Annotated in this window: 24 protein-coding genes and 1 riboswitch; of the genes, 11 read left to right on the forward strand and 13 right to left on the reverse strand. The window is 71.0% G+C overall.

All coding sequences use genetic code 11. From position 1 onward, the window contains the following. Positions 1-48 precede the first annotated feature (48 nt). Complete coding sequence (locus JTN19_RS11050) at positions 49-789, reverse strand: sulfite exporter TauE/SafE family protein (RefSeq protein WP_206932408.1); 741 nt, start codon at positions 787-789, stop codon at positions 49-51. Between the two features lie 67 nt (positions 790-856). Here JTN19_RS11050 and hemW point away from each other — a divergent pair, with 67 nt between their 5' ends. Together hemW and JTN19_RS11060 are read left to right on the forward strand one after the other, a co-directional pair. Then, positions 857-2,008, forward strand: coding sequence for a radical SAM family heme chaperone HemW (gene hemW / locus JTN19_RS11055; protein ID WP_206932450.1), 1,152 nt, complete (start codon positions 857-859; stop codon positions 2,006-2,008). A gap of 140 nt (positions 2,009-2,148) precedes the next feature. Then, positions 2,149-2,406 (forward strand): hypothetical protein, encoded by a 258-nt coding sequence (locus tag JTN19_RS11060; protein WP_206932417.1) that lies wholly within the window; start codon positions 2,149-2,151, stop codon positions 2,404-2,406. Positions 2,407-2,466: 60 nt separating this feature from the next. Here JTN19_RS11060 and JTN19_RS11065 read toward each other — a convergent pair whose 3' ends face one another. The 10 genes from JTN19_RS11065 to JTN19_RS11110 all read right to left on the reverse strand — a co-directional run bounded on the left by JTN19_RS11065 (position 2,467) and on the right by JTN19_RS11110 (position 10,186). Continuing rightward, a complete protein-coding gene (locus tag JTN19_RS11065; protein WP_191082863.1) occupies positions 2,467-2,955 on the reverse strand; it encodes a F0F1 ATP synthase subunit B family protein in 489 nt (162 codons plus the stop codon). Then, positions 2,955-3,452, reverse strand: coding sequence for a F0F1 ATP synthase subunit B family protein (locus tag JTN19_RS11070; protein ID WP_206932419.1), 498 nt, complete (start codon positions 3,450-3,452; stop codon positions 2,955-2,957). The genes JTN19_RS11065 and JTN19_RS11070 overlap by 1 nt, the downstream gene beginning before the upstream one ends. 137 nt (positions 3,453-3,589) lie before the next feature. Beyond that, the gene (locus JTN19_RS11075; RefSeq protein WP_184381735.1) at positions 3,590-3,817 is read right to left on the reverse strand and encodes an ATP synthase subunit C family protein; all 228 of its coding nucleotides are present in this window, start codon (positions 3,815-3,817) and stop codon (positions 3,590-3,592) included. Between the two features lie 49 nt (positions 3,818-3,866). Continuing rightward, positions 3,867-4,622 carry a F0F1 ATP synthase subunit A gene (locus JTN19_RS11080; RefSeq protein ID WP_184381736.1) on the reverse strand — a complete coding sequence of 252 codons (756 nt, stop codon included), beginning with the start codon at positions 4,620-4,622 and terminating at the stop codon, positions 3,867-3,869. Positions 4,623-4,639: 17 nt separating this feature from the next. Beyond that, complete coding sequence (locus JTN19_RS11085; RefSeq protein WP_206932421.1) at positions 4,640-4,936, reverse strand: AtpZ/AtpI family protein; 297 nt, start codon at positions 4,934-4,936, stop codon at positions 4,640-4,642. An 86-nt stretch (positions 4,937-5,022) separates the two neighbouring features. Next, complete coding sequence (locus JTN19_RS11090) at positions 5,023-5,346, reverse strand: NIPSNAP family protein (RefSeq protein ID WP_206932423.1); 324 nt, start codon at positions 5,344-5,346, stop codon at positions 5,023-5,025. A gap of 59 nt (positions 5,347-5,405) precedes the next feature. Continuing rightward, positions 5,406-6,740 carry an alpha,alpha-trehalose-phosphate synthase (UDP-forming) gene (locus tag JTN19_RS11095; RefSeq protein WP_206932429.1) on the reverse strand — a complete coding sequence of 445 codons (1,335 nt, stop codon included), beginning with the start codon at positions 6,738-6,740 and terminating at the stop codon, positions 5,406-5,408. Next, positions 6,725-8,557: a glycoside hydrolase family 15 protein gene (locus tag JTN19_RS11100; protein ID WP_206932430.1), complete on the reverse strand. Its 1,833-nt coding sequence runs from the start codon at positions 8,555-8,557 to the stop codon at positions 6,725-6,727. The genes JTN19_RS11095 and JTN19_RS11100 overlap by 16 nt, the downstream gene beginning before the upstream one ends. Then, the gene (gene otsB / locus JTN19_RS11105; RefSeq protein WP_206932431.1) at positions 8,541-9,296 is read right to left on the reverse strand and encodes a trehalose-phosphatase; all 756 of its coding nucleotides are present in this window, start codon (positions 9,294-9,296) and stop codon (positions 8,541-8,543) included. Before otsB ends, JTN19_RS11100 begins: the two co-directional genes overlap by 17 nt. Before the next feature lie 83 nt (positions 9,297-9,379). After that, on the reverse strand, positions 9,380-10,186 hold the full coding sequence (locus tag JTN19_RS11110) for a ferredoxin--NADP reductase (RefSeq protein WP_206932432.1): 807 nt from the start codon (positions 10,184-10,186) through the stop codon (positions 9,380-9,382). 123 nt (positions 10,187-10,309) lie between these two features. Here JTN19_RS11110 and JTN19_RS11115 point away from each other — a divergent pair, with 123 nt between their 5' ends. The 6 genes from JTN19_RS11115 (at position 10,310) to JTN19_RS11140 (ending at position 15,251) form a co-directional block, all read left to right on the forward strand. Beyond that, entirely contained in the window at positions 10,310-11,032 is a 723-nt protein-coding gene (locus JTN19_RS11115; RefSeq protein WP_206932433.1) for a GNAT family N-acetyltransferase, read from the forward strand. A gap of 81 nt (positions 11,033-11,113) precedes the next feature. Then, positions 11,114-12,307, forward strand: coding sequence for an amidase (locus JTN19_RS11120; RefSeq protein ID WP_206932434.1), 1,194 nt, complete (start codon positions 11,114-11,116; stop codon positions 12,305-12,307). Continuing rightward, positions 12,304-12,822, forward strand: a complete 519-nt coding sequence (locus JTN19_RS11125) for a GNAT family N-acetyltransferase (RefSeq protein WP_206932435.1) — start codon at positions 12,304-12,306, stop codon at positions 12,820-12,822. Before JTN19_RS11120 ends, JTN19_RS11125 begins: the two co-directional genes overlap by 4 nt. Positions 12,823-12,927: 105 nt before the next feature. Then, positions 12,928-13,815 carry a cation diffusion facilitator family transporter gene (locus JTN19_RS11130; RefSeq protein WP_206932436.1) on the forward strand — a complete coding sequence of 296 codons (888 nt, stop codon included), beginning with the start codon at positions 12,928-12,930 and terminating at the stop codon, positions 13,813-13,815. Further along, complete coding sequence (locus JTN19_RS20405) at positions 13,812-14,687, forward strand: energy transducer TonB (RefSeq protein ID WP_340643312.1); 876 nt, start codon at positions 13,812-13,814, stop codon at positions 14,685-14,687. The genes JTN19_RS11130 and JTN19_RS20405 overlap by 4 nt, the downstream gene beginning before the upstream one ends. Before the next feature lie 12 nt (positions 14,688-14,699). Further along, positions 14,700-15,251 carry a cob(I)yrinic acid a,c-diamide adenosyltransferase gene (locus JTN19_RS11140; protein ID WP_206932440.1) on the forward strand — a complete coding sequence of 184 codons (552 nt, stop codon included), beginning with the start codon at positions 14,700-14,702 and terminating at the stop codon, positions 15,249-15,251. A 265-nt stretch (positions 15,252-15,516) separates the two neighbouring features. Here the strand turns inward: JTN19_RS11140 and radC are convergent, their stop codons facing one another. Both radC and JTN19_RS11150 read right to left on the reverse strand, forming a co-directional pair. Further along, complete coding sequence (gene radC, locus JTN19_RS11145; RefSeq protein ID WP_408901872.1) at positions 15,517-16,416, reverse strand: RadC family protein; 900 nt, start codon at positions 16,414-16,416, stop codon at positions 15,517-15,519. A 134-nt stretch (positions 16,417-16,550) separates the two neighbouring features. Next, complete coding sequence (locus JTN19_RS11150) at positions 16,551-18,497, reverse strand: TonB-dependent receptor plug domain-containing protein (RefSeq protein WP_206932442.1); 1,947 nt, start codon at positions 18,495-18,497, stop codon at positions 16,551-16,553. Positions 18,498-18,619: 122 nt separating this feature from the next. Further along, a riboswitch (cobalamin riboswitch) is annotated at positions 18,620-18,824 on the reverse strand. Between the two features lie 168 nt (positions 18,825-18,992). Here JTN19_RS11150 and JTN19_RS11155 point away from each other — a divergent pair. The 3 genes from JTN19_RS11155 (at position 18,993) to JTN19_RS11165 (ending at position 22,364) form a co-directional block, all read left to right on the forward strand. Continuing rightward, positions 18,993-20,024: an amino acid ABC transporter substrate-binding protein gene (locus tag JTN19_RS11155; protein ID WP_206932444.1), complete on the forward strand. Its 1,032-nt coding sequence runs from the start codon at positions 18,993-18,995 to the stop codon at positions 20,022-20,024. A gap of 81 nt (positions 20,025-20,105) precedes the next feature. Then, complete coding sequence (locus tag JTN19_RS11160; protein ID WP_206932446.1) at positions 20,106-21,284, forward strand: amino acid ABC transporter permease; 1,179 nt, start codon at positions 20,106-20,108, stop codon at positions 21,282-21,284. A gap of 3 nt (positions 21,285-21,287) precedes the next feature. Beyond that, entirely contained in the window at positions 21,288-22,364 is a 1,077-nt protein-coding gene (locus tag JTN19_RS11165; RefSeq protein WP_206932447.1) for an amino acid ABC transporter permease, read from the forward strand. The last annotated feature ends 94 nt before the right edge of the window (positions 22,365-22,458 follow it).

Here is a 22,458-nt window from a genome sequence, read left to right on the forward strand (position 1 = left end):
GACTGAGCCATGCGGCCTGAGCGGAAGCGAAGGTCGCATGGTCCAGCCTCAGCGGTCCCAGAGCGGCAGGCCGATCACCGCCGCCAGCAGGATGAGGCCGAAGCAGATGCGCCGGAACATCTGCTGGCTGGCCATCCCGAACAGCCGCCCGCCGATCCACAGCCCCAGCCCATAGAGCGGGCCCAGCGCGGCGGCGAGCAGCAGAAGCTCCAGCCCCAGCAGCCCGCCGGCCAGGTAGGCGACCGCGCTCAACGCCCCGCCGATGGCGCCGGTCAGCACCAGATTGGCCCGCACCCGCGCCGCGTCATTGGTGCCGCCCATCCAGTAGGCCACCAGCGGCGGCCCGCCCATCTGCGCCGCGCCCGAGAACAGCCCCGACACCGCCCCCACCGCCAGCGTCGCCGGCGGCCAGGGCGCGCCCTGGTAGCGCCAGCCGGACGCCAGCAGCGCCACCATGGCCAGCACCATGGCGCACATGCCCCAGCGCAGTGCCTCGGCCTCCAGTTGCAGCAGCAGCCAGGCGCCGGCCGGCACGCCCACCAGGGCGCCGAGTGCCATCAACGCCACCTCGCCCCGCGCGGCGAAGCGCCAGGCGCGCGGGATCATGGGCGAGGCCATCACCAGGTCCACCACCAGCAGCAAGGGTGCCGCCACGCGCGGGCCCAGGATGGCGCTGCCCAGCGGCACGAAGATCAGCGCCGCGCCGAAGCCCGAGAAGCCGCGCGCCAGCCCGGCCAGGAAGGCGGCGCCCATCGCGGCGAGCAGCAGATGGGGGTCCGGCCAGGGCATCGCCGCACTATGGCGCAGGCCGCGGCACCTGTCGCCGCGCGGGGCGGGCGGGTGTAAGGGAGGGCGCGTGGAACCCCTCGCCCTCTACCTCCATTGGCCCTTCTGCGCGTCGAAGTGCCCCTATTGCGATTTCAATTCGCATGTGCGGGAGGGCGGCGTGGACCATGCCCGCTTCCGCGCTGCCCTGCGCCGGGAACTGGCGCATGAGGCCGCGCGCCTGGGTCGCCGCCCGCTGGCCTCCATCTTCTTCGGCGGCGGCACGCCCTCGCTGATGGAGCCCGAGACGGTCGCGGCGCTGATCGCCGACGCCCGCGCCCATTTCGACGCGGCCCCGGACATGGAAGTGACGCTGGAGGCCAACCCCACCAGCGTGGAAACCGACAAGCTGCGCGCCTTCGCGCAGGCCGGCGTGAACCGCGCCTCCCTCGGCGTGCAGTCGCTGGACGCCGAGGCGCTGCGCTTCCTCGGCCGCCAGCATGACGCGCCCCACGCCGTGGCGGCGCTGGAGAAGGCGCGCGCCATCTTCCCCCGCCTCTCCTTCGACCTGATCTATGCGCGCCCCGGCCAGGAAGAAGCCGCCTGGCGGGCCGAGTTGCGCCAGGCCCTGGCCCTGGCGGCGGACCATCTCAGCCTCTACCAGCTCACCATCGAGCCCGGGACGCGCTTCTTCACCGAGCACGCCCGCGGCGCCTTCGCCCTGCCGGCGGAGGATGACGCCGCCCGCATGTACGAGGCGACGGCCGAGGAAGCCGCGCGCCACGGCCTCGCCGCCTATGAGGTCAGCAACTACGCCAAGCCGGGCGCGGAGAGCCGCCACAACCTCGCCTATTGGCGCTATGGCGACTATCTCGGCATCGGGCCGGGTGCCCATCAGCGCGTGCTGGCCGAAGGCGAGATGCACGCCATCCGCCGCCACAGGGCCCCTGAGGAATGGGCCGCCCGCGTCGAGCAACACGGCCATGGCGCCGTCGAATCCACAACCCTGACCCCCGCCGAACGCGGGCGGGAGGCCATGCTGATGGGGCTGCGCCTCGCGGAAGGCGTGGACCCCGCCCGCGTGGAAGCCCGTGCGGGCCTCGCTTTCGCGCGGATCGTGGACGCGGCGATGCTGACCGCCCTGCTGGAGGAGGGCTACCTGGAATGGGTGGAGGGCCGCCTCGTCGCCACCATCGAGGGCAGGGTGCGGCTGGACGCGCTGCTTCCCGTCTTGCTGCGCTGACCCGCGCGGCCTATCTTCCACCCATGTCCTGGATGACGCGCACGCTGCGAATTACGCCCCCGGCCGGTTGATCCGCGCCGCATGGGGCGGCGTGGTCCTTCGGTCGGGCCCGTTTCGCCACCGCTTCCAGGAACTCCACCATGACCGATTCCGTGACCTTCGCCGTGCTGGCCCTGCCCGAACCCGGGCTGCTGCCGCGCCTGCTCCAGCCCTTCGCCAAGCGTGACATCACGCCCGACCACATGCTGGCCGAACGCCAGGGCGAGGAGATGCGCGTGACCTTCACCCTGCACGCGCCGGACCCGGGCGTGCTGCACCTCATCGCCGGTAATCTCGGCCAGGTGATCGGCGTGCTGGAGGTGCGGGTGCAGGAGTCGCGCTGGGCTGAGGCCGCCTGAAACGCGAAAGGGCGCACCCCCCGTGCGGGAGGCGCGCCCTTCGTCAGGATGAAGCCGGCTTCAGGCCGCGCGGAACACCGTCGGCAGGTTCGCGATGGTCTTGTCCAGCATGGCGGCATCGGCCGCGGCATCGTGCTTGGAAGCGATCACCTCGCGCACCGCAACGGCGGCGAGGTCGGCCGCGGCGTTGCGGACCTCGGCGATGGCGCCGGCCTCGGCGGCGGCGATGCGGTCCATCGCCATGCGCTCGCGCCGGCGGGCGGCGGCCTCGGCCTCGGCGGCCATGGCGGCGGCCAGGCGCTCGGCCTCCTGCTTCGCACGGGCGACCAGCTCCCCGGCCTCCGCGATGGCGGCGGCGCGCTCGGCCTCGGCGCGGGTCATCATGGCCTGGGCCTCGGCACGCAGGCGCTGCGCCTCCTCCAGCTCCTCACGGATGCGGGCGGTGCGGGCGTCCAGCATCTCCGTGATCTTGGTCCAGCCCATCTTCCCGACGAGCACGACGAAGAGGATGAAGCTGGCGGCAACCCAGAATTTCGGATCGGCGAACATCAGCGCGCCCCCTGCTTGGCCGCGCGGTCCACGGCGGCGGTGACGGTGCGCGCGGGGGCGGAAACGCCCAGCCGCGCCAGCATGGCCTGGGCGGTGCTGCCCGCCACCTCGCGCAGCGCGCCCATGGCGGCGTCGCGGGCGGCGCGGACGCGCGTCTCGGCCTCGTCCACCTGGCTGGCGAGGCGGGCATTGATGGCCTCGGCCTGGGCGCTGGCCTTGGCCTGCGCCTCGGCCATGGCGGCGGCGACGGTGGCCTGGGCCTCGGCACGGGCCGCGGCGGTGGCGGCGCGCAGCTCGGCCAGGGCGGCCTCACCCTCACGCTGGGCGGCCTGCGCGGCGTCGAGGTCGGCGCGGATGCGCGCGGCGCGGTTTTCCAGCACGGTCGCCACGCGCGGCAGCGCGTAGGACTTCAGCGCGAAATAGAGGGCGCCGAAGATGAGGAACAGCCACAGCAGCGTGGTCGTCATCAACGGGTTGGCGAAATCGAGCTGGGGCATGGCCTTGTCCTGCTGTCCTGAAGGCCACGGCCTATGCCGCGGCCTTCAGCCTCTGCCGGGTCGCGGGGTGGGGTGCCTCGCGGCGCCGCCCCGCCCTGAAGGTGGAAAGGGGGCCGGATGGCCCCCTCCCCGCCCGATCAGGTGAAGAGGATGAGGAAGGCGATCAGCAGGGCGAACAGCGCCACGGCTTCCGTCAGGGCGAAGCCCAGGATGCCGATGGGGAACACCGTGTCGCGGGCGGCCGGGTTGCGGGCCACGCTGCTGATGAGGGTGGAGAAGATGTTGCCCATGGCGAGGCCCACACCGAAGAGAGCCAGCACGGCGATGCCGGCGCCGATCGCCTTCGCAGCCAGAACAATTTCCATGATCTCGATCCTTAGGTTTGCGAGGAAAGTTGAAGGTTCGGCGTCTGCGTCAGTGCAGATGCACCGCGTCGTGCAGGTAGATGCAGGTCAGGATGGCGAAGACATATGCCTGCAGGAACGCGACCAGCACTTCGAAGGCGACCAACGCGATGTTCAGCGCCAGCGGCATGAGGGACAGGACCGGACCCACCGTGCCCAGACCCGCCAGCATCACCACGAAGGTGGCGAAGACCTTCAGCATCACGTGGCCCGCCATCATGTTGGCGAAGAGACGCACGGACAGGCTGATGGGGCGCGAGAGGTAGGAGACGATCTCGACCGGAATGATGATGGGCGCGAGCCACATGGGCGCGCCCTCCGGCATGAAGTAGCCGAAGAACTTGCGGCCGTGCAGCGCGATGGCGACGGCCGTGACCAGCACGAAGACGGTCGCCGCCAGCGCGAAGGTGACCGTGATGTGCGAGGTGAAGGTGAAGGCGTAGGGGAACAGGCCCAGCATGTTCCCGAACAGGATGAACATGAACAGGGTGAACACGAAGGGGAAGAACCGACGGCCTTCCTCACCCACCTGCGCCACCACCATGTCATCGATGAAGCCATAGGCGCTTTCGGCCAGGCCCTGCATGCGGCCGGGCACCATCGCGGCCTCGCGCATGCCATAGACCATCAGCGCCACGATCAGGACGCCGGCGAAGACCATGTAGAGGTTGGAGTTCGTGAAGCCCACGGCGGAGCCCACCTGGCCGAGCGCAGGGTACAGCACGAACTGCCCGAGTGCGTCGATCGCATTGCCTTCTGCCGCCACCGGGAACCTCTCCTGGCCTAGTCCTTGCGAACACCGGTCCGGGGGGCGAACAGCCGATACACGTTCGACACCCCCGCGGCGGCCCCCAGCACGAAGAACAGCAGAAAGAGCCAGGGTGTGGTCCCAAGCCACCGGTCCAGTCCCAGGCCGATCACCACGCCGACGATCAGCGCGGAAACCACCTCGACACCGGCCCGCAGGCCCACGCCCCAGGTGCTCGACGGAAGGGCCCGCTTGCCGCGCTCCGGCTTGTCCAGGCCGCTCTTGGCCCGGGCATCCGCCAGTCGTTTCGCGAAGGCTTCCCGATCGTCCACAATGGCTCCCTCCGGCGGTTCACCCCTGGAAGGCGAGGGTGGATTATGGCGGCGCAGCAATGCTGTCAAGGCAGCGCGGCCCCTGTTCAGTCCTGCCACTTCACCTTCAGGAATGGCGCGGGCATCAGCAGCTTGCTCTCCTGGCTGACGAGGTAGGGCCGCACCTTCTTCAGATAATCCAGCCAGCCCTGGTCCTGGAAAAGCTTGGCGCGCCTCTCGGTTCGCTCGGCCAGGGATTCATAGGCCCAGAGGTGGATCACCTGGTTCAGCGGGCCGAACTCGGTCGTGTAGTAGCCCACCATCCGCCCCAGGATGCGCTTCTGGATGGGCATCCCCTCGGCCTCATAGGCCGCGATGTAGAGCGGCGCGGTGGCCGGCTGCAGCGTGTAGATTCTTTCCTCGACGATCATGCGTCGCCTCCTCCCCAGTTGCGGGAAGGCAGGCTAATCCCTTCCCAAGCCGGCGGACATCACCCCTCCGCCCGCGCCGCCGTCAGGTCCGTCAGGAAGTTGCGCGACCAGGTGCTGGACCCCGCCTCGTGCAGCAGGTCGTAGTCCTGGCGCCAGCGCTGCCGCCGCTCGGACAGCGGCATGGACAGCGCCTGGTCCAGCGCCTCGGCGATCTCGTCCGGGTCGTTGGGGTTCACCAGAAGCGCGCCCTGCATCTCGCGCGCCGCACCCGCGAAGCGCGACAGCACCAGCACCCCGGGGTCCTCGGGCGGCTGGGCCGAGACGAATTCCTTGGCGACGAGGTTCATGCCGTCCCGCAGCGGCGTGACCAGCGCCACCCGGGCGATGCGAAGGAACCCCGCCAGCACGCTGCGCTGGATGGGCCGGGTGGTCCAGCGCAGCGGCACCCAGTCCACCTCGGCGAATTCGCCGTTGATGCGGCCCACCGCCTCGTCCAGCTCACGCCGCAGCAGGCGGTAATGCTTCACCTCCCCGCGCGAGACCGGGGCGACCTGGAGGAAGGTGATCTTGCCGCGGTGCTGGGGGAAGCGCTTCAGCAGGTCGGCATAGCCTTCCAGGCGCTGCGGCAGGCCCTTGGTGTAGTCCAGCCGGTCCACGCCGAAGATCAGGCGCCTTCCGCTCAGGCTCTCCTGGAAGCGCTGCACGTCGCGGCGCGCCTCGGCCTTCTCGGCGGCCTTGCCGAAGGCCTCCGCGTCAATGCCCACCGGATAGGCGCCGACGGGCGTGTTCACCCCCTGCTGGCGCAGGGCGTCGCGCAGGTTCTCGGCATCGTCGGGCGTCTGCATGCCGATCAGGTCATAGCCGTTCAGGTCGCGCAGCAGGGCCTCGCCGCGGGGCAGGGCGGCGAAGAGGCCAGGCGGCGGGAAGGGAACGTGCAGGAAGAAGCCGATGCGCTGCTTCGCCCCCATCTCTCGCAGCCGCGCGGCCAGGGGAAACAGGTGGAAGTCATGGATCCAGAGGACGTCATCCTCGCGCAGCAGGGGCCAGAGCGCCTCGGCGAAGCGGTCGTTGACCGCGCGCCAGGCCTCCTCCTCCTCGCGGCGGAACTCGGCCAGGCCGAAGCGGTAGTGCAGCAGGGGCCAGAGCGTGCCGTTGCAATAGCCGCCATAGTAGAGCCGGTGCTCCTCGGCCGTCAGGTCAATCACCGCCTGGGACCGCAGCCCGCGCGAGGTCACCTTGGGTTCGCGGCTGGAGGACGTCTCGCCCGACCAGCCGAACCACAGCATCTCCCTCCGCCGCACCGCCTCTTCCAGTGCCACGGCCAGGCCGCCGGCCACGGCCGAGGTGGCCCGCAGCGGGGGAACCCGATTGGAAACAATCACCAGGCGCGCCAAAACCCCTCCTCCCAGCTCCGAGAGAGCCGCATGGCCGAGAGCACGAGACCCACCTGCGAATAGCTCTGCGGGAAATTTCCCCAGAGCTGGCCGTTGCGGGGGTCCACATCCTCCGGCAGCAATCCAACGTGGTTCCGCAGGGAAAGGATGCGTTCAAAAAGTGACCGCGCGTCATCTTTCCGCCCGATTGCGGCCAAGGCATCCACCAGCCAGAAGGAGCAGACGATGAAGGCCGTTTCCGGCACGCCGAAGTCGTCGGCCGCCGAGTAGCGCAGCAGCATGCCGTCGCGCATCAGGTCGCGCTCGATGGCCTCCACGGTGGCGACGAAGCGCGGGTCGCTGGGTGGCAGCAGGCCGATCTCGGGCAGGAGCAGCAGGGCGGCGTCGAGGCCATGGCCGCCGAACACCTCCTGCAGGCTGCCCGCCTCCTCGTTCCAGGCGCCTTCGAGAATCGCCTCCTTCAGGGTGGCGGCGCGGGCCTGCCAATCGGCCGCCTCCTCGACCAGGCCCAGATGGGCGGCGATGCGCCCGAGGCGATCCACCGCCGCCCAGCACATGGCGGCGGAGAAGGTGTGGATGCGCTCCCGCCCCCGGTATTCCCAGATGCCGGCATCGGCGGTGAGGGCCGCGGCCTCGGCGGCGACGCCCAGCGGCACCAGGCGGCGGTAAAGCGCCTCGCCTGCGGGTTCGGGCAGGCGGTGGTCGAAGAAGAGCATGGCGGCGGCCATGACCACCGCGCCCCAGACATCATTCTGCACCTGCAGGGCCGCGGCATTGCCCACGCGCACCGGCGCGTGGCCCATGAAGCCCTTCAGCGCCGTGGCTTCCCACTCATCAATGGAATCATTGGGCACCAGCGGATAGACGGGGCGCAGCATGCCCGTCTGCTCCAGCACCGCGTTGGTGATGTAGCCGATGTAGTGCTCCATGGTGCGGGTGGCGCCCAGGCGGTTCAGCGCCATCACGGTGAAGTAGGCGTCGCGCAGCCAGCAGAAGCGGTAGTCCCAGTTGCGCTGCGTGTGCTCGGCCTCGGGGATGGAGGTGGTCAGCGCCGCCAGGATCCCGCCCGTGTCGTCATGGGCGCAGAGCTTCAGCGTGATGGCCGCGCGGATCACCTCGTCCTGCCATTCGAAGGGCAGGGAGAGGCCGCGCACCCAATCCTGCCAATAGGCCTGCGTCTCGTCCTCGAATTCCTGGGCGACGCGGGCGACCATGCCGTTCACCGTCTCGTCCGGGCCGAACATCATGGCGATGGGGCGGTCGAGGGCGAATTCCGTCTCGCTCAGGATGAAGCCCAGCGGCGCGTCGGTGGACAGGCGCATGGCCTCGCCACTGCCCACATAGCTGATGTGGTTGGACCCCGCCCGGCCGCGCGGGCTTTCCTGCCCCCAGCCGAAGCAGGGCCGCACCCGGAGCCGGATGCGCGGGCGCCCGCGCAGCAGCTCGATCCGCCGCACCAGCATGGGCGGGCGGAACATGCGGCCGAAGCGGCGCAGGCGCGGCATGTGGTCGGTGATGAGAAGCGCGTTGCCCTGGCTGTCCGTCAGCTCCGTCTCCAGCACGGCGGAGTTGCGGCGGTAGCGCTGCCGGCTGCCGGCGAAGCGCGTCATCAGGATGTCGGTGAAGCCGCGCTCCGAATGGTCGCCATCCACCAGGGCGCTGAAGACCGGGTCGCCATCCAGGCGCGGCCAGCACATCCAGTTCACCGCGCCGGCGGGCGAGATCAGCGCCGCCACCGTGCCATTGCCGACGGCGGCCAGGTCCAGCGGCTGGGGGGGCCGGTCGGGCGGCCCCACCAGCTCAGGGTGCCGGGGCATGGGCGTGTTCGGCCAGGGTGGCGATCCAGGCGCGCACGCCGGCCGGGGTGCCGAAGCTGTCCGGCACGAGGAAGCCCTCGCCGCCCAGCGCGACGGCGGCGGCGATGCCATCCTCATCCGTCACGTCGTCGCCGATGAAGATGGGCCAGCGGCCGGCGAAGGGCGCCTCGGCCATCAGCGCCCGCACGCCCACCCCCTTGTGGACGCCGCCCGGGCGCAATTCCCAGGCGTGGTCGGCGCGGAGCAGATCAAAGCCCTGGCCGGATTCGGCGAAGCCGCGCATCAGCGCATGGGCCTCGGCGCCCCGGTCGGGCGCCAGGCGGTAATGCAGCACGAAGCCGGCCGATTTGGGTTCCAGCAGCGTGCCGGGATGGGCGGCGACGAAGGCCTCGGCGGCCGCGCGCCATTCGGCCGGGGCGCGGCGCAACGGCCCCTGGCGCGGCGGCGCGTCGGGGCTGGGGCGCAGGATGGCCCCATGCTCGGCCGCGGCCGGCAGGCGCAGCGGGTGCAGGATGCGGTCCACGTCGTCGAGGCGCCGCCCCGTCACCACCGCCACCGCGCCCCCCAGCGCGGCGTGCAGCCGCGTCAGGTGGTCGAGCAGCCCTGGCGCCACCACCACCTCATCCGGGCGGGGGGCGAGGTCGAGCAGCGTGCCATCCATGTCCAGGAGGAGAGCCGCGCGCGAGAGAACATCCGTCGGCCCGGGAATGGCCGACGGGGGGCGCGAGTTGGTCGTCATCCGCCACAAAGTAACCAAAATTGGGACGGAGGCAACGCATAACTATCCGGGTTGTAACCCCGGTGCGTCCCTGAACCCCCGGTTCATTTCGTTACGAAGGCCTTTTCCACGACATAGGTGCCGGGTTCGGAGTTGTTGCCCTCGATGAAGCCGCGGGCTTCCAGCAATGTCTTGCAATCGGCGTTCATGGCCTCGCTGCCGCAGATCATCACGCGGTCATGCGCGGGGTCGAGGGCGGCCACGCCCGCGTCGCGCTCGGCCGTGCCGGCCTCCAGGCGGGTGGTGATGCGGCCCTGGATGGGGAAGGCCTCGCGCGTCACGGCGGGCATGTAGATCATCTTCTCGCGCACCATCTCGCCCAGGAGTTCATGCTGGGGCAATTCGCGCGTCAGGTAGTCGCGATAGGCGAGCTCGGCCACCTCGCGCACCGTGTGGGCGATGATGACGCGCTCATACCGGTCATAGACCTCGGGGTCGCGCAGCAGGGACATGAAGGGGGCGAGGCCCGTGCCGGTGGCCAGCATCCAGAGGTTCCGGCCGGGCAGCAGGTTGTCGGTGATCAGCGTGCCGACCGGCTTCTGCCCGATCAGCACATGTTCCCCCTCCTTGATGTGCTGCAGCCGCGAGGTCAGCGGCCCGTTCGCCACCTTGATGGAGAGGAATTCCAGATGCTCCTCCCAGGCCGGGCTGACCATGGAATAGGCGCGCACCAGCGGCTTGCCCTCCACCACCAGGCCGATCATCGCGAATTGCCCGGAGGTGAAGCGCAGCGCCGGGCTGCGCGTGCAGCGGAAGGAGAAGAGGCTGTCGGTCCAGTGATGGACCCAGGTCACTTCTTCCAGGTTGTAGCCCTTCGGGGCGACCAAGGCGGGGGCGGGAGCATCATTCATCAAGCGGGCACTCTGCGCGGGAGGGTGCGCCTGTATTGGCGGTGAGGCGGGTGCGGCGCAAGTTGCAACCAAGCGATGCATGGCCGCCTTGCGCCCGCGCAAGGGCGGGACAAGACTGCCGGCATGCCCGATTTCCAACCGCCCGGGTTCATCCCCCCGGCCGACCCCGAATCCACCCCGCCCGTCGGGCCGCGCGTGGACGCCACCCCCCGCCCCCTGCCCGCGCGCATCCCGCACAAGGGGCGCAGCGTGGACCTGGAGCCGCTGCATGTCCGCCACGCCGCCGACCTCTGGCGCGCGGCGCAAAGCGACCAGGAGGGCGCCTCCTGGGCCTATATGGGCTATGGCCCCTTCGCCGATGAGGCCGCCATGCGCGGCTTCGTGGGCAATTTCGCCGCCACCCACGACCCGATGGCCTTCGCGGTCCGCCCCCACCGCAGCGGCACGGTGGATGGCTGGCTGACGCTGATGGAGATCCACCCGGCCCACGCCCATATCGAGATCGGCCATATCTGGTTCAGCCCGCGCATGCAGCGGACCCGCGCCGCCACCGAGGCGGTGTTCCTGCTGATGCGCCACGCCATGGACGACCTCGGCTACCGGCGCCTCACCTGGAAGTGCAACGCGCTGAACGCCCCCTCCCGCGCCGCCGCCGCGCGCTATGGCTTCACCTATGAGGGCACGCTGCGCGCCGTGCAGGTCACCAAGGGGCGGCGGCGGGACACGGCCTGGTTCTCCATCCTGGAGGAGGAATGGCCTGCCCAGCGCGCGGCCATCGAGGCCTGGCTGGATGATTCCAACTGGGACGCCCAGGGACGGCCGAAGCGGAGCCTGCGGGGGGCATAAAGCCCCTTCATTCCGCTTGGCTTTTCATGGACCACGACAACTCCTAGGATGAACTCCGGTTTTCCCGGGAGTTTCACCGCCATGGCGTCGCCAGACCCCGTCCACGCCTTTGTTCCGGGCGAGCCCGCCACCGCCGCCCCCACGGGCTCCGGCGTGCTGGACGGACTCAGCTTCGCCATCAAGGACCTGTTCGACCTCGCGGGCCATGTCACCACCTATGGCAACCCGGACTGGGCGCGCACCCAGCCGCCCGCCGCGGCCACCGCGCCCGTGGTGCTGGCGCTGCTGGAGGCCGGCGGCGCGCTGCTGGGCAAGACCAAGACCGTTGAACTCGCCTATGGGCTGACGGGCGAGAATGTCTGGCACGGCACCCCCCTCAACCCCAACGCGCCGGACCGTTTCCCGGGCGGCTCCTCCTGCGGCTCGGCGGCCGCGGTGGCGGCGGGGCTGGTGGATTTCGCGCTGGGCACCGACACGGGCGGCAGCGTGCGCATCCCGGCCAGCTATTGCGGCGTCTTCGGCCTGCGGCCCTCCTGGGGGGCGGTGGCGCTGACGGGCGCGGCGGGGCTCGGCCCCTCCTTTGACACCTGCGGCTGGTTCGCGCGTGATGCCGCCACCATGGAGAAGGTGGGCGACGTGCTGCTGCCGGCCGACAGCGCGGGTGGCGCGCTCGGCCCCGTGCTGAAGGTGGAGGAGGCCTGGATCAACGCCGACCCCGCCACCGCCGCCGCCATGGCCCCCGCCATGTCCGCGCTGGAGCGCGTGGCCGGAACCGCCCTGAACATCCGTATCGCGCCCGAGGGCCTGCCCGTGGTGGCCGAGCATTTCCGCTGCATGCAGGCGCAGGAGGCCTGGGCCACGCTCGGCGCCTGGATCACGGCGCACAACCCGAAATTTGGCCCCGGCGTGGGCGAGCGCTTCGCCGCCGCCCGCGACATGGACCCCGGCAAGGCCGCCACCGCCCGCGCCTTCCGCCGCGGCTTCAAGCGCCGCATGGGCGCGCTGCTGGCCGGTGGCGCCGTGCTGGCCTACCCCACCAGCCCCATCCCCGCGCCGAAGCTGACGGCCGGCCAGCCCGAGCAGAACACCGTGCGCGAGATCACCATGCGGGTCACCGCCATCGCCGGCCTCGCCTCGCTGTGCGAGGTCTCGCTGCCCGCGGGCCGGGTGGAGGGGGCGCCGGTCGGCCTCTCGCTCGTCGCCGCCCCGGGGCGGGACCGCGCGCTGCTGGCGCTGGCCGCCCGCGTTTCCGCTGCCATGGGAGAGGTCGCATGAACCTGCGCGACGCCACGCCGGCCGACCTGCCCGGCATCACCGCCATCTACGCCCACCATGTGCGGACCGGCACGGGCACCTTCGAGGAGACACCGCCGGACGAGGCCGAGATGGCCCAGCGCCTGGCCAAGGTTCAGAAGGGCGGCTGCGCCTGGCTGGTGGCCGAGCAGGACGGCGCGGTGGTGGGCTATGGCTATTTCGCCCCCTTCCGCGACCGCAGCGCCTACCGCTTCACCGCCGAGGACAGCATCTATGTCCGCGACGACCAGCGCGGCATGGGCGTGGGCAAGGCGCTGGTCCAGGCCCTGCTGGCCCGCGCCGAGGCGCAGGGCTTCCGCCAGATGATCGCGGTCATCGGCGATAGCGAGAATGTGGGCTCCATCGGCCTGCACGCGGCCCTGGGCTTCCGCCAGGTGGGGCTGATGCGCGCGGTGGGGCTGAAGTTCGGCCAATGGGTGGACGTGGTGACCATGCAGCGCGCGCTCGGCGAGGGCGACCGCAGCCTTCCGGGCTGAGCGCGCCGGTTCCGCGTGGAGGCGGGGCGGCCCCGCGCCATTCAGGGTTCCGCCCCCCGCGCCGGAAAGGCTAGACCTTCCCCGCCCGCCAATGTGAGGAAGAGCTTGCAACGCGCCGAGACCCTGGCCGCCACCAGCGTGGCCGTCGCCCTGACCGTGCTCGGCCTCAAGACCGTGGCCTGGTGGATGACGGGCAGCGTGGCCCTCTTCGCCGATGCGCTGGAGAGCGTGGTGAACGTGGCCGCCGCCGGCGCGGCGCTGGTCGCCATCCGCTATGCCTCGATGCCGGCCGATGCCAACCACCCCTATGGCCACCACAAGGCCGAGTATTTCTCGGCCGTGCTGGAGGGGGCGCTGATCCTGGTCGCCGCCTTCATCATCCTGAACGAGGCGTGGTCGAGCTGGAACAGCCCCCGCGCGCCCGAACTGCCGCTGGCCGCCGTGGCGGTGGCGGTGCTGGCCACCGCCATCAACGCGGCCTGGAGCTGGGTGCTGTTCCGCCGCGGCCGCGCCCTGCAATCCCCGGCGCTGGTGGCGGATGCGCGGCACCTACTGGCGGATGTGGTGACGTCCACCGGCGCCATCGCCGGGCTGACGCTGGCCATGGCGACGGGGATGCTCTGGCTCGACCCGCTGCTGGCCGCGGTCACGGCGGTGAACATCCTGTTCAGCGGCGTGCGGCTGATGCGCGAGAGCGTGGGCGGGCTCATGGACGAGGCCATGGCGCCCGAGACCATGGGGCGCATCCGCGACGTGCTGTCCCGCGCGGCCGAGGGCGCCATCGAGGCGCATGACATCCGCGCCCGCCGCGCCGGCCGCATCGCCTTCGTGGAGTTCCACCTGGTGGTGCCGGGCGCCATGCCGGTGGAGGACGCGCACGTCATTTGCGACCGCATCGAGGCCGCGCTGCGCGCCGAGCTGGGCGAGGCCACCATCACCATCCATGTCGAGCCCGAGGGCAAGGCCAAGCACCGGGGCGTGGTGGTGCTGTGACCTGGCGGCGGCCACCTGGCCCCGCGCCCACCGGCTGGGGCCTGCCCGTCAGCCTGGCCGCGCATGGGCTGGCGCTGGCGGTGCTGGGCTGGGCGCTGGTGCCCGTCCGCCCGCCGGAGCCGGAGACGCCCTCGGGCATGGAGGTGGTCTGGGCCGAGGCACCGGCGGGGGAAGCCGGGGATGGCGCGCCGGAACCGCCCCTGCCGGCCCCGCCCGCCATCGTGGCGCCGCCACCGCCGCCCGGCCCGCCGCCACTGGCGCAGCTGCCGCCTGCGCCCATCGCCCTGGCGGCGCCGCCAGCCCCGCCGCCGCCTGTGGCCGAAACACCGGTCACGGCCGCCCCGCTGCCGCCCGCCGATTGCCCGTCCGAAATCGCGGAGCCGGCCGCCGCGCCTCCCCCGCCGGCCGCCCTGGCCGAGGCGCCGCCCCCCCGGACCGAGCCCGAACCCGCGCCAACCCCCGTCGCCCAGGCACCGGCCCCTCGCCCTGCCCCACGGCCGGCACCGCGCCGCACCGCCGCGCCGCCCACACCCACACAGGTCAGCGGCCCCGCCACCGGCGCGCCGGCCGCCCTTGGCGCGCCCGCCGGCCCCACCGCCCCGCCCCGCCCCGATGCCGGCTTCCGCAATGCCGGCCCCGCCTATCCCGAGATGGCCCGCCAGCGCGGCCAGCAGGGCGCCGTGGTGCTGGATTTGCGGGTGGATGCCGAGGGCCGCGTGGTGGGGGCCGAGGTGGCGCAAAGCTCCGGACATCCCATGTTGGACGCGGCGGCGCGGCGCGCGGTGCTGAACTGGCGCTTCCGCCCGGCCCTCGATGGCGGGCGGCCGGTGGAGGCCCAGCTGCGCAGCACGGTGCGGTTCCGACTGGATTAAGGGCAAAGTCAGATGGTGCGGCTGGACGTGATCACGACCCGGGGCGGCGATGGGGGCGAGACCTCGCTGGGCGATGGCAGCCGGGTGCGGAAGGACGCGCTGCGCGTCGAGGCCTATGGCACGGTGGACGAGGTGAACGCCGTGCTGGGCATTCTTCGCCTGCACCTCGACGCCGAAGCCGATGCGATGGTGGCGCGCATCCAGAACGACCTGTTCGACCTGGGCGCCGATCTCTGCGTGCCGGGCGCCGCGGGCGGGCGGCTGCGCGTGACCGCCGCGCAATGCCTGCGCCTGGAGCAGGAGGTGGCGGCGATGAACGCGCATATCCCGCCGCTGCGCAGCTTCGTGCTGCCCGGCGGCAGCGCCGCCGCCGCGCACGCACACCTGGCCCGCACCGTGGCCCGCCGCGCCGAACGCCTGGTGGTGGCGCTGGCCGCCGCGGAGGAGGTGAACGCCGAGGCGGTGCGCTACCTCAACCGCCTCTCGGACCATCTGTTCGTGCTGGCGCGGCGCTGCAACGACAATGGCGCGCGCGACGTGACCTGGGTGCCGGGGCGGGGCTAGAGCGGGATGCGTTGAGGTGGAATCACCGAAGACGCTGAATCCCGCTCTCAACGAAGGCTCGAGCAGGCTGCGTGAACGCATGTGAACGCAGCATGCTCTAGAGCGGGATGCGTTGAGGTGGAATCACCGAAGACGTTGAATCCCGCTCTCAACGAAGGCCGGAGCAGGCTGCGTGAACGCATGTGAACGCAGCATGCTCCAGCGTCTGATCGGCTTCGGCGGAATCGCCGAAGGCGTGAGTCAGCCGCTCAGCACCGCTACCGTTCTACAGCAAGCCCTCGCGGCGGAAGCTCAGCACCTCGCCATTGCCGATGATCAGGTGGTCATGCACGGCGATGGAGAGGATCTCGCCCGCCGCCTTCACCTCGCGCGTCATCTCGATGTCGGCGCGGGAGGGGGTGGGGTCGCCGGAGGGGTGGTTGTGCACCAGGATCAGCGCGGTCGCGTGCAGTTCCAGCGCCCGCTTCACCACCTCGCGCGGATAGACGGGCGTGTGGTTCACCGTGCCGCGCGCCTGCGCCTCATCCGCGATCAGCCGGTTCTTGCTGTCCAGGAACAGGATGCGGAACTGCTCGGTCTTCTCCCGCGCCATGACCAGCTTCAGGTAATCCATCAGCAGGTCCCACTTGTTCAGCACGGGCGCGTCCATCACCTCGGCGCGTGCCATCCGCAGGGCCGAGGCCTGCACCAGCTTCAGCGCCGCCACGCTGTGCGGGCCCAGGCCGCGCGCGCCCATCAGCGCCTGCTGCGGGGCGGCCAGCACCTGGGCGAAGCTGCCGAAGCGGTTGATCAGCGCCTTGGCCAGCGGCTTGGTGTCGCCCTTGGGCATGGCGAGGAACAGCAGCATCTCCAGCAATTCGTAATCGGCCAGGGCGTCGGGGCCGCGCGTCAGCAGCTTGTCCCGCATGCGGGCGCGGTGGCCGTGCGGGCCGGTGCTGGCGAAGGGGAGCACGGCCGCATCGGACGGCGTGCCGTCTGGCTGGCGGGGGAGTTCGCGCGAGAGCGCGCCGCTCTCCCGCAAGGCCGGCCCATGGCGGCCGCCCGTGTCACGAAAGCCCCCCGCCTCGGCGCGGCCGCCGCGATAGACCGCATCCGGATAGCGCGGGCCGGCCGGGGCGCCGCGTTCCGCGGGCAGGACGCGCCGCACCAAGGCTTGCCACCACATCATCATCGCCCTTCTGGCTGCAGGGGGCGTGACATACCATCCCAGGTTTCCATGAGAAGTAATTTTTCATTCACATTTTTACTTATTGGTAAAATTTCGGCGGCGGGCGGATCCGCGCCCGCCGCCCCTTCGCCTCAGAAGCCGAAGCGCGTGCCCACCAGCAGGCTCCGCCCGGGCGTCTGGAAGCCGTTCACCGGCTCCCACCGGGAATTGCCCAGGTTGCGGCCCTCGACGAAGGCGGTGATGCCCTCGCGCACCACATAGCTGGCGGTGATGTTGAACAGCGTGCCCGTCTTGTTCCGCCGCTCCGTGGTGAAGGAGGTGCCGTCGTCGCGGTAGCTCGCGAAGGGCCCCTCGGGCGAGCGGCCGGTGAATTGCAGCTGCGGCGCGATGACCAGCCCCGGCAGCGGCGTCAGGCGCGCGGTGGCGCTGATCACATGCTCGGGCCGGCGGGGCAGCGGGCGGCCGGTGCGGGCATCGGTGGCGTCCGTGATGGTCCAGCCCAGCTCGGCCGAGAGCCAGTGCGCCGGGCGCACCGCCAGCGTCAGCTCCACGCCCTGAAGGTTGGCGCGGTCCACATTGGCGACGCTCGTCCCCTGGAAGATGATGAGGTCCCGCACGCGGGACTGGAACCAAGTGGCGCCCAGCGTGGCGAAATCCGCCCGGCCGAAGAGCGGCAGGTCGAGTTCGCCCCCCAGCTCATAGCCCAGGCTGCGCTCGGGCCGCAGGTTCGGGTTGCCGCGGAAGGCCGTGCCGATGGTGCCGAAGCGCTGGAACAGCGAGGGCGCGTTGAAGCCGCTGCTGCCGCCCGAGGCGCGCAGCCGCGCCCCCAGCTCCGGCACGTGATAGACCAGGCCGGCGCGCCAGGTGGTGGCGCCGGTGAAGCTGCCCACCGCGTCGTGGCGCAGCCCGGCCGTCACGTCCATCCGGTTCCACAGCCGGTATTGCAGGGCGATGTGGCCGGCCGTGCTGTCCTGGGCGGCGTTCACGCGCGTCTGGAAGGGGGTGTTGCCGGCCAGGCTGAATACCTCCTCGCGCGCATGGGTCACGCCGAAATTCAGCGCGCCATCGGTGGCGAAGCCCAGCCCCGGCAGGCGCAGCGTGTTGCCCCAGTCGAAGCCCAGCCGCTCGCCCCGGTAATAGTCGCGGATGGAGGCGGTGCTGCGTGCGTCGGGCAGGTTCACATAGGCGCGGCGGTCCTGGGTGAAGGCCACGCGGAAGCCCGTGGTCCAGAGCCCGTCCAGCAGCCGCGTCTCGGCGCGGAGCTGGCCCATGAGGCGCCGGTCATCGCCCGTGAAGTTCGGGTCGTCGCGCGGCACGCTGTCCAGGTCGAAGCGGTTCTGGCGGTAGCGCAGCGTGCCCTCGACGCGGCTGCCCTCCACGGGCGTCCAGCCCAGGCGCAGGGCCAGCGCGCCGCCCTGGAACCCGTCGCGCTCGTTCAGGGTGCGGGTGAAGCGGCGGGCGGTGGCGTTGAAGCCATCGGTGTGGAGGCCGTTGGCGCTGGCCAGGTAGTCGAAGGCGCCGAGGGTGCCGGTGGCGCCCAGCCCCCCGCGCACCGTGCCCTGGGTGCCGCCCGCCAGCTCGCCAAAGGGCGCGAAGGGGCGGCTGGCGGCGCGGCGGGTGACGAGGTTCACCACGCCGCCCACCGCGGCACTCCCGTAGAGCGAGGAGGCCGGGCCGCGCAGCACCTCGATGCGCTCCACGTCGAAGAGCAGGTCATTGCCGAAGTTGAAGGCGCCATTGGCCTCGGAGGGGTCGTTCAGCGGCACCCCGTCCAGCAGCACCAGGACCGAGCGGCTGGAATTGCCGCGCAGGAAGGCGCTGGCCTGCTGCCCCGGCCCGCCGGAGGGCGCGAGGCGCAGCCCCGGCACGGCCGAGAGTGCCTCGGCGAGGGTGGCGTGGCCGCGCTCCTCGATCTGCTGGCGGGTGATGACGGTGATGGAGGCCGGGACGCGCTCCAGCGCCGTGGGGACGCGGGTGGCGGTGACGATGGTCTCGGGCAGGGCCGTGGCCGCCTCCTGGGCGAGCACGGGCAAGGAAGCCGCCAGCAGGGCGGCGGTGGACAGCAACAGATGGCGCATGGGGTTCCCCCGGGTTGCGCGTGACGACATGCCGCGCGGGGGCATCCCCGCACGACGGCTGACGTCGAGCCCGCATCCGGAACACGGTTCCGTGGCACCGGTGCACCCCGCCCGGCACGCGCGAGAACAACTCTGCGACGGCCGGTCTCCTGGCTCGCGGGTCATGGCCGGGGTCCGCCTTCTCACCCCGGGATGGGGCAATGGCGACATGGACCCAGGCTCGCCGCCTACAGTTGCGGGGGCAGCCGCGGATTGGCGGGGCTTGATCCCCGCGTCGCGCGTTCCCGTTTCACCCCTCATCGGGGCACCGTCGCATGGGGCCATGTAGTCCGGCGCGGAATGGGGTGCCAAGGCGGTTCCGCAAGGCGCGAACCGGGCCGGCAAAAAATTTTTCTGAATCTGTGGTAACCATCTTGAAAGGCTGATGGCCGCTTGGCACATGGCTGCCCGGCCCAAGAGGCATGGCTCGCGGGCAAGCGAAGGGACATCACACCAATGAAGCTCACCGCGTTCGCCGCTGCCGCGGCGGCGTTCCTGATGTTCGGCCCGAGCCAGGCGATGGCCGGGCGCGACCTCGACCAGATCCGCGCCCGCGGGCAGCTGCTCTGCGGCGTGCAGGGCCCCTCCAACCCCGGGTTCGGTTTCCCCAATGCCCAGGGCCAGTGGCAAGGCTTCAACGTGGAGGTCTGCCGCTCCGTCGCCATCACCATCTTCGGCGACCCCAACCGCGTGCAGTTCGTGCCCGTGACGACGCAGAGCCGCTTCCCGGCCCTCTCCTCGGGCGAGGTGGACATCCTCTCCAACAACTCGACCTGGACGCTGACGCGCGACAGCAACGTCAACCGCTTCAACTTCCCGGCCATCGTCTTCTATGACGGCCAGTCCATGATGGTGCCCCGCCGGCTGAACGTGACCAGCGCGCGGCAGCTGGACGGCGCCACCGTCTGCGTGCAGCCCGGCACCACGACCGAGCTGAACCTCGCGGACTACTTCCGCCAGCACAACATGCGCTTCACCCCTGTGGTGGTGGCCGACCTGGATGAGCTGCGCCGCGCCTATGACAGCGGCCGCTGCGACGTGTTCACCAACGACTTCGCGGCCCTGGCCGCCCAGCGCACCCTGCTGAGCCGCCCGGCCGACCACGTGATCCTGCCCGAGCGCATCTCGAAGGAGCCGCTGGGCCCCGTGGTGCGCCAGGGTGACGAGGAGCTGACGAACATCGTCGCCTGGACCGTCTTCGCGCTGATCGAGGCCGAGGAACTCGGCATCACCCAGGCCAATGTCGAGCAGATCGCCGGCAGCAGCACCAACCCCATCGTCCGCCGATTCCTGGGCGTCGAGGGCAACATGGGCGAGAGCATCAACGCCGCCCGCGCCGACTACGCGCGCCAGATCATCCGCACCTTCGGCAATTACGGCGAGATCTATGAGCGCTGGCTGGGCGAGCGCACGCCGCTCGGCCTGGAGCGCGGGCAGAACCGCACCTGGCTGAATGGCGGCCTGCTCTACGCGCCGCCGGCCCGCTGAGGCTGCGCTCAACGCGGCCGCAACCTGGCGTCTGATCGCCCGGCGGCGGCCGCACTCCTTTCCCCCGTTGGATTCTCGCGCATGAGCAGCACCGCCCTGGCCCCGCCCCGGCCCCTCATCCCCCTGCCCGGCGGCACGACCATGCGCGGGGTGCTGTGGCAGGCGGCGCTGGCCATCGCCGTCATCCTCATCGGCTGGTCGCTCTACAACAACATGCTGGCCAACATGGCCGCGCGGGGCCTCCAATTCGGCTTCGGCTTCCTGAACCGCAGCGCCGGCATCCCGATCGGCGAGCACCTCATCCCCTACACCCCGGCTGACACCTACCAGCGCGCGCTGACGGTGGGGCTGCTGAACACCTTGCGCGTGGCCGTGCTGGGCGTGGTGCTGGCCACCATCCTGGGCATCCTGCTTGGGCTGGCGCGGCTCTCCTCCAACCCGCTGCTGCGCGGGCTGACGGGCGGCTACATCGAGGTCATCCGCAACACGCCGCTGGTGCTGCAGCTGGTGTTCTGGCACGCCATCGTGCTGCAACTGCCCTCGGTGCGGCAGGCGCTGAACCCGCTGCCGGGCCTCTACCTCTCGCAGCGCGGCCTCAAGGTGCCGGCGCTGATGGCCGACAGCGCGCTGTTCTGGGCGGGGGTCGCGGTGCTGGTCGCACTGGTGGCGTGGTGGCTGCTGCTGCGGCGTGAGCGCGCGCGCCAGGAAGCCACCGGTGAACGCCGCGCCACCTGGGCGCCAGGCCTCGCGCTGCTGTTCGGCCTGCCCATCCTGGCGGGCTATGTCATCGGCGCGCCCACGGTGGAATGGCCGGTGCTGGCGGGCTTCAACTTCCGCGGCGGGCTGACGCTCTCGCCGGAATTCTTCGCGCTGCTGCTCGGCCTCGTCATCTACACGGCGGCCTTCATCGCCGAGATCGTGCGCGCGGGCATCCAGTCCGTGCAGCGGGGGCAATGGGAGGCGGCGCGGGCGCTGGGCCTGGCGCCCGGGCGCATCATGCGGCTCGTGATCCTGCCCCAGGCGCTGCGCGTCATCATCCCGCCGCTGACCTCGCAATACCTGAACCTGACGAAGAACTCCTCGCTGGCGGTCGTCATCGGCTATCCGGACCTGGTGTCGGTGGCCAACACCTCCATCAACCAGACGGGCCAGGCGGTGGAGGTGATCGCGATCTTCATGGCGGTCTACCTCATCATCTCGCTCGTCACCTCGCTGCTGATGAACGCCTACAACCGCGCCGTCGCGCTGAAGGAGCGGTGAGCGATGTCCACCACCACAGCCCCCGCCCTTCCCACCTTCGCCGAGCGCACGCGCGACTTGGCGAAGGCCTGCTTCACCGGGCCGCTCAACATCGCGATCAGCCTGGCCTGCATCGCCCTGCTGGCCTGGGTGGTGCCGCCCATGTTCCGCTGGGCGGTGCTGGACGCCACCTGGTCCGGCACGGCGGCGGAATGCCGGGCCGCCGCCGGCGCCTGCTGGGCCTTCGTGCGGGAGAAGTTCTGGTTCTCCATCTTCGGCCTCTACCCCTTCGAGGAGCGCTGGCGGCCGGCGACCATGATGGTGATCCTGGTGACGCTGGTCGTCGCCTCCACCATCCGCATCTTCTGGACGCGTTGGCTGCTGCTGGCCTGGGCGGTGGCGGCGGTGGCGATGTGGGTGCTGATGCAGGGCGGCGTGCTGGGCCTCTCCTTCGTCGAGACACGGCAATGGGGTGGGCTCGCCATCACGGGCATCATCGCGGTCTATGGGCTGGCGCTGGGCTATCCGCTGGCCATCGTCCTCGCACTCGGGCGGCGGAGCGAATTGCCGCTGGTGCGCTGGTTCTGCACCGCCATCATCGAATGCGTGCGCGGCGTGCCGCTGATCTCGCTGCTGTTCATGGCGGCCATCATGCTGCCGCTGTTCATGCCGCAGGGCGTGACGGTGGACCGGCTGGTGCGCGTGCTCTTCGCCTATACGCTGTTCACCGCGGCCTACATGGCCGAGGTGGTGCGCGGCGGGCTGCAGGCCATGCCGCGCGGGCAGTATGAGGCGGCCGATGCGCTGGGGCTGTCCTACTGGAAGAAGATGCGCCTCATCATCCTGCCGCAGGCGCTGACCATCACCATCCCGGCGCAGGTGAACACCTTCATCGGCCTGTTCAAGGACACGACGCTGGTGGTCGTGATCGGCGTGTTCGACTTCTTCACAACGCTGCGCGCCTCGCTGGGCGACCCCAACTGGCTGGGCTTCCCGACCGAGGCCTATGTCTACGCGGCCGCCGTCTATTTCGTGCTGTGCTTCGCCATGTCGAAATACAGCCAGCGGCTGGAACGGGACTTCACGCCGGCGGGGAGGTGACTAGAGCGGGATGCGTTGAGGTGGAATCACCGAAAACGCTGAATCCCGCTCTCCACAAAGGTGAGAGCAGGCCGCGTGAACGCGTGTGCTCTAG

This window comes from Roseococcus thiosulfatophilus, assembly GCF_017311575.1.
Taxonomy (GTDB): Bacteria; Pseudomonadota; Alphaproteobacteria; order Acetobacterales; family Acetobacteraceae; genus Roseococcus; species Roseococcus thiosulfatophilus.

What these genes read in the sequence shown, in the direction of transcription:
- JTN19_RS11090 (WP_206932423.1), bottom strand. Translation starts at nt 5,346, where the DNA reads ATGATCGTCGAGGAAAGAATCTACACGCTGCAGCCGGCCACCGCGCCG.
- JTN19_RS11110 (WP_206932432.1), bottom strand. Translation starts at nt 10,186, where the DNA reads ATGAATGATGCTCCCGCCCCCGCCTTGGTCGCCCCGAAGGGCTACAAC.
- JTN19_RS11060 (WP_206932417.1), top strand. Translation starts at nt 2,149, where the DNA reads ATGACCGATTCCGTGACCTTCGCCGTGCTGGCCCTGCCCGAACCCGGG.
- JTN19_RS11160 (WP_206932446.1), top strand. Translation starts at nt 20,106, where the DNA reads ATGAGCAGCACCGCCCTGGCCCCGCCCCGGCCCCTCATCCCCCTGCCC.
- JTN19_RS11065 (WP_191082863.1), bottom strand. Translation starts at nt 2,955, where the DNA reads ATGTTCGCCGATCCGAAATTCTGGGTTGCCGCCAGCTTCATCCTCTTC.
- JTN19_RS11165 (WP_206932447.1), top strand. Translation starts at nt 21,288, where the DNA reads ATGTCCACCACCACAGCCCCCGCCCTTCCCACCTTCGCCGAGCGCACG.
- JTN19_RS11155 (WP_206932444.1), top strand. Translation starts at nt 18,993, where the DNA reads ATGAAGCTCACCGCGTTCGCCGCTGCCGCGGCGGCGTTCCTGATGTTC.
- JTN19_RS11125 (WP_206932435.1), top strand. Translation starts at nt 12,304, where the DNA reads ATGAACCTGCGCGACGCCACGCCGGCCGACCTGCCCGGCATCACCGCC.
- JTN19_RS11050 (WP_206932408.1), bottom strand. Translation starts at nt 789, where the DNA reads ATGCCCTGGCCGGACCCCCATCTGCTGCTCGCCGCGATGGGCGCCGCC.
- JTN19_RS11120 (WP_206932434.1), top strand. Translation starts at nt 11,114, where the DNA reads ATGGCGTCGCCAGACCCCGTCCACGCCTTTGTTCCGGGCGAGCCCGCC.
- otsB (WP_206932431.1), bottom strand. Translation starts at nt 9,296, where the DNA reads ATGACGACCAACTCGCGCCCCCCGTCGGCCATTCCCGGGCCGACGGAT.
- JTN19_RS11150 (WP_206932442.1), bottom strand. Translation starts at nt 18,497, where the DNA reads ATGCGCCATCTGTTGCTGTCCACCGCCGCCCTGCTGGCGGCTTCCTTG.
- JTN19_RS11100 (WP_206932430.1), bottom strand. Translation starts at nt 8,557, where the DNA reads ATGCCCCGGCACCCTGAGCTGGTGGGGCCGCCCGACCGGCCCCCCCAG.
- JTN19_RS11075 (WP_184381735.1), bottom strand. Translation starts at nt 3,817, where the DNA reads ATGGAAATTGTTCTGGCTGCGAAGGCGATCGGCGCCGGCATCGCCGTG.
- JTN19_RS11070 (WP_206932419.1), bottom strand. Translation starts at nt 3,452, where the DNA reads ATGCCCCAGCTCGATTTCGCCAACCCGTTGATGACGACCACGCTGCTG.
- JTN19_RS11115 (WP_206932433.1), top strand. Translation starts at nt 10,310, where the DNA reads ATGCCCGATTTCCAACCGCCCGGGTTCATCCCCCCGGCCGACCCCGAA.
- JTN19_RS11140 (WP_206932440.1), top strand. Translation starts at nt 14,700, where the DNA reads ATGGTGCGGCTGGACGTGATCACGACCCGGGGCGGCGATGGGGGCGAG.
- radC (WP_408901872.1), bottom strand. Translation starts at nt 16,416, where the DNA reads ATGTGGTGGCAAGCCTTGGTGCGGCGCGTCCTGCCCGCGGAACGCGGC.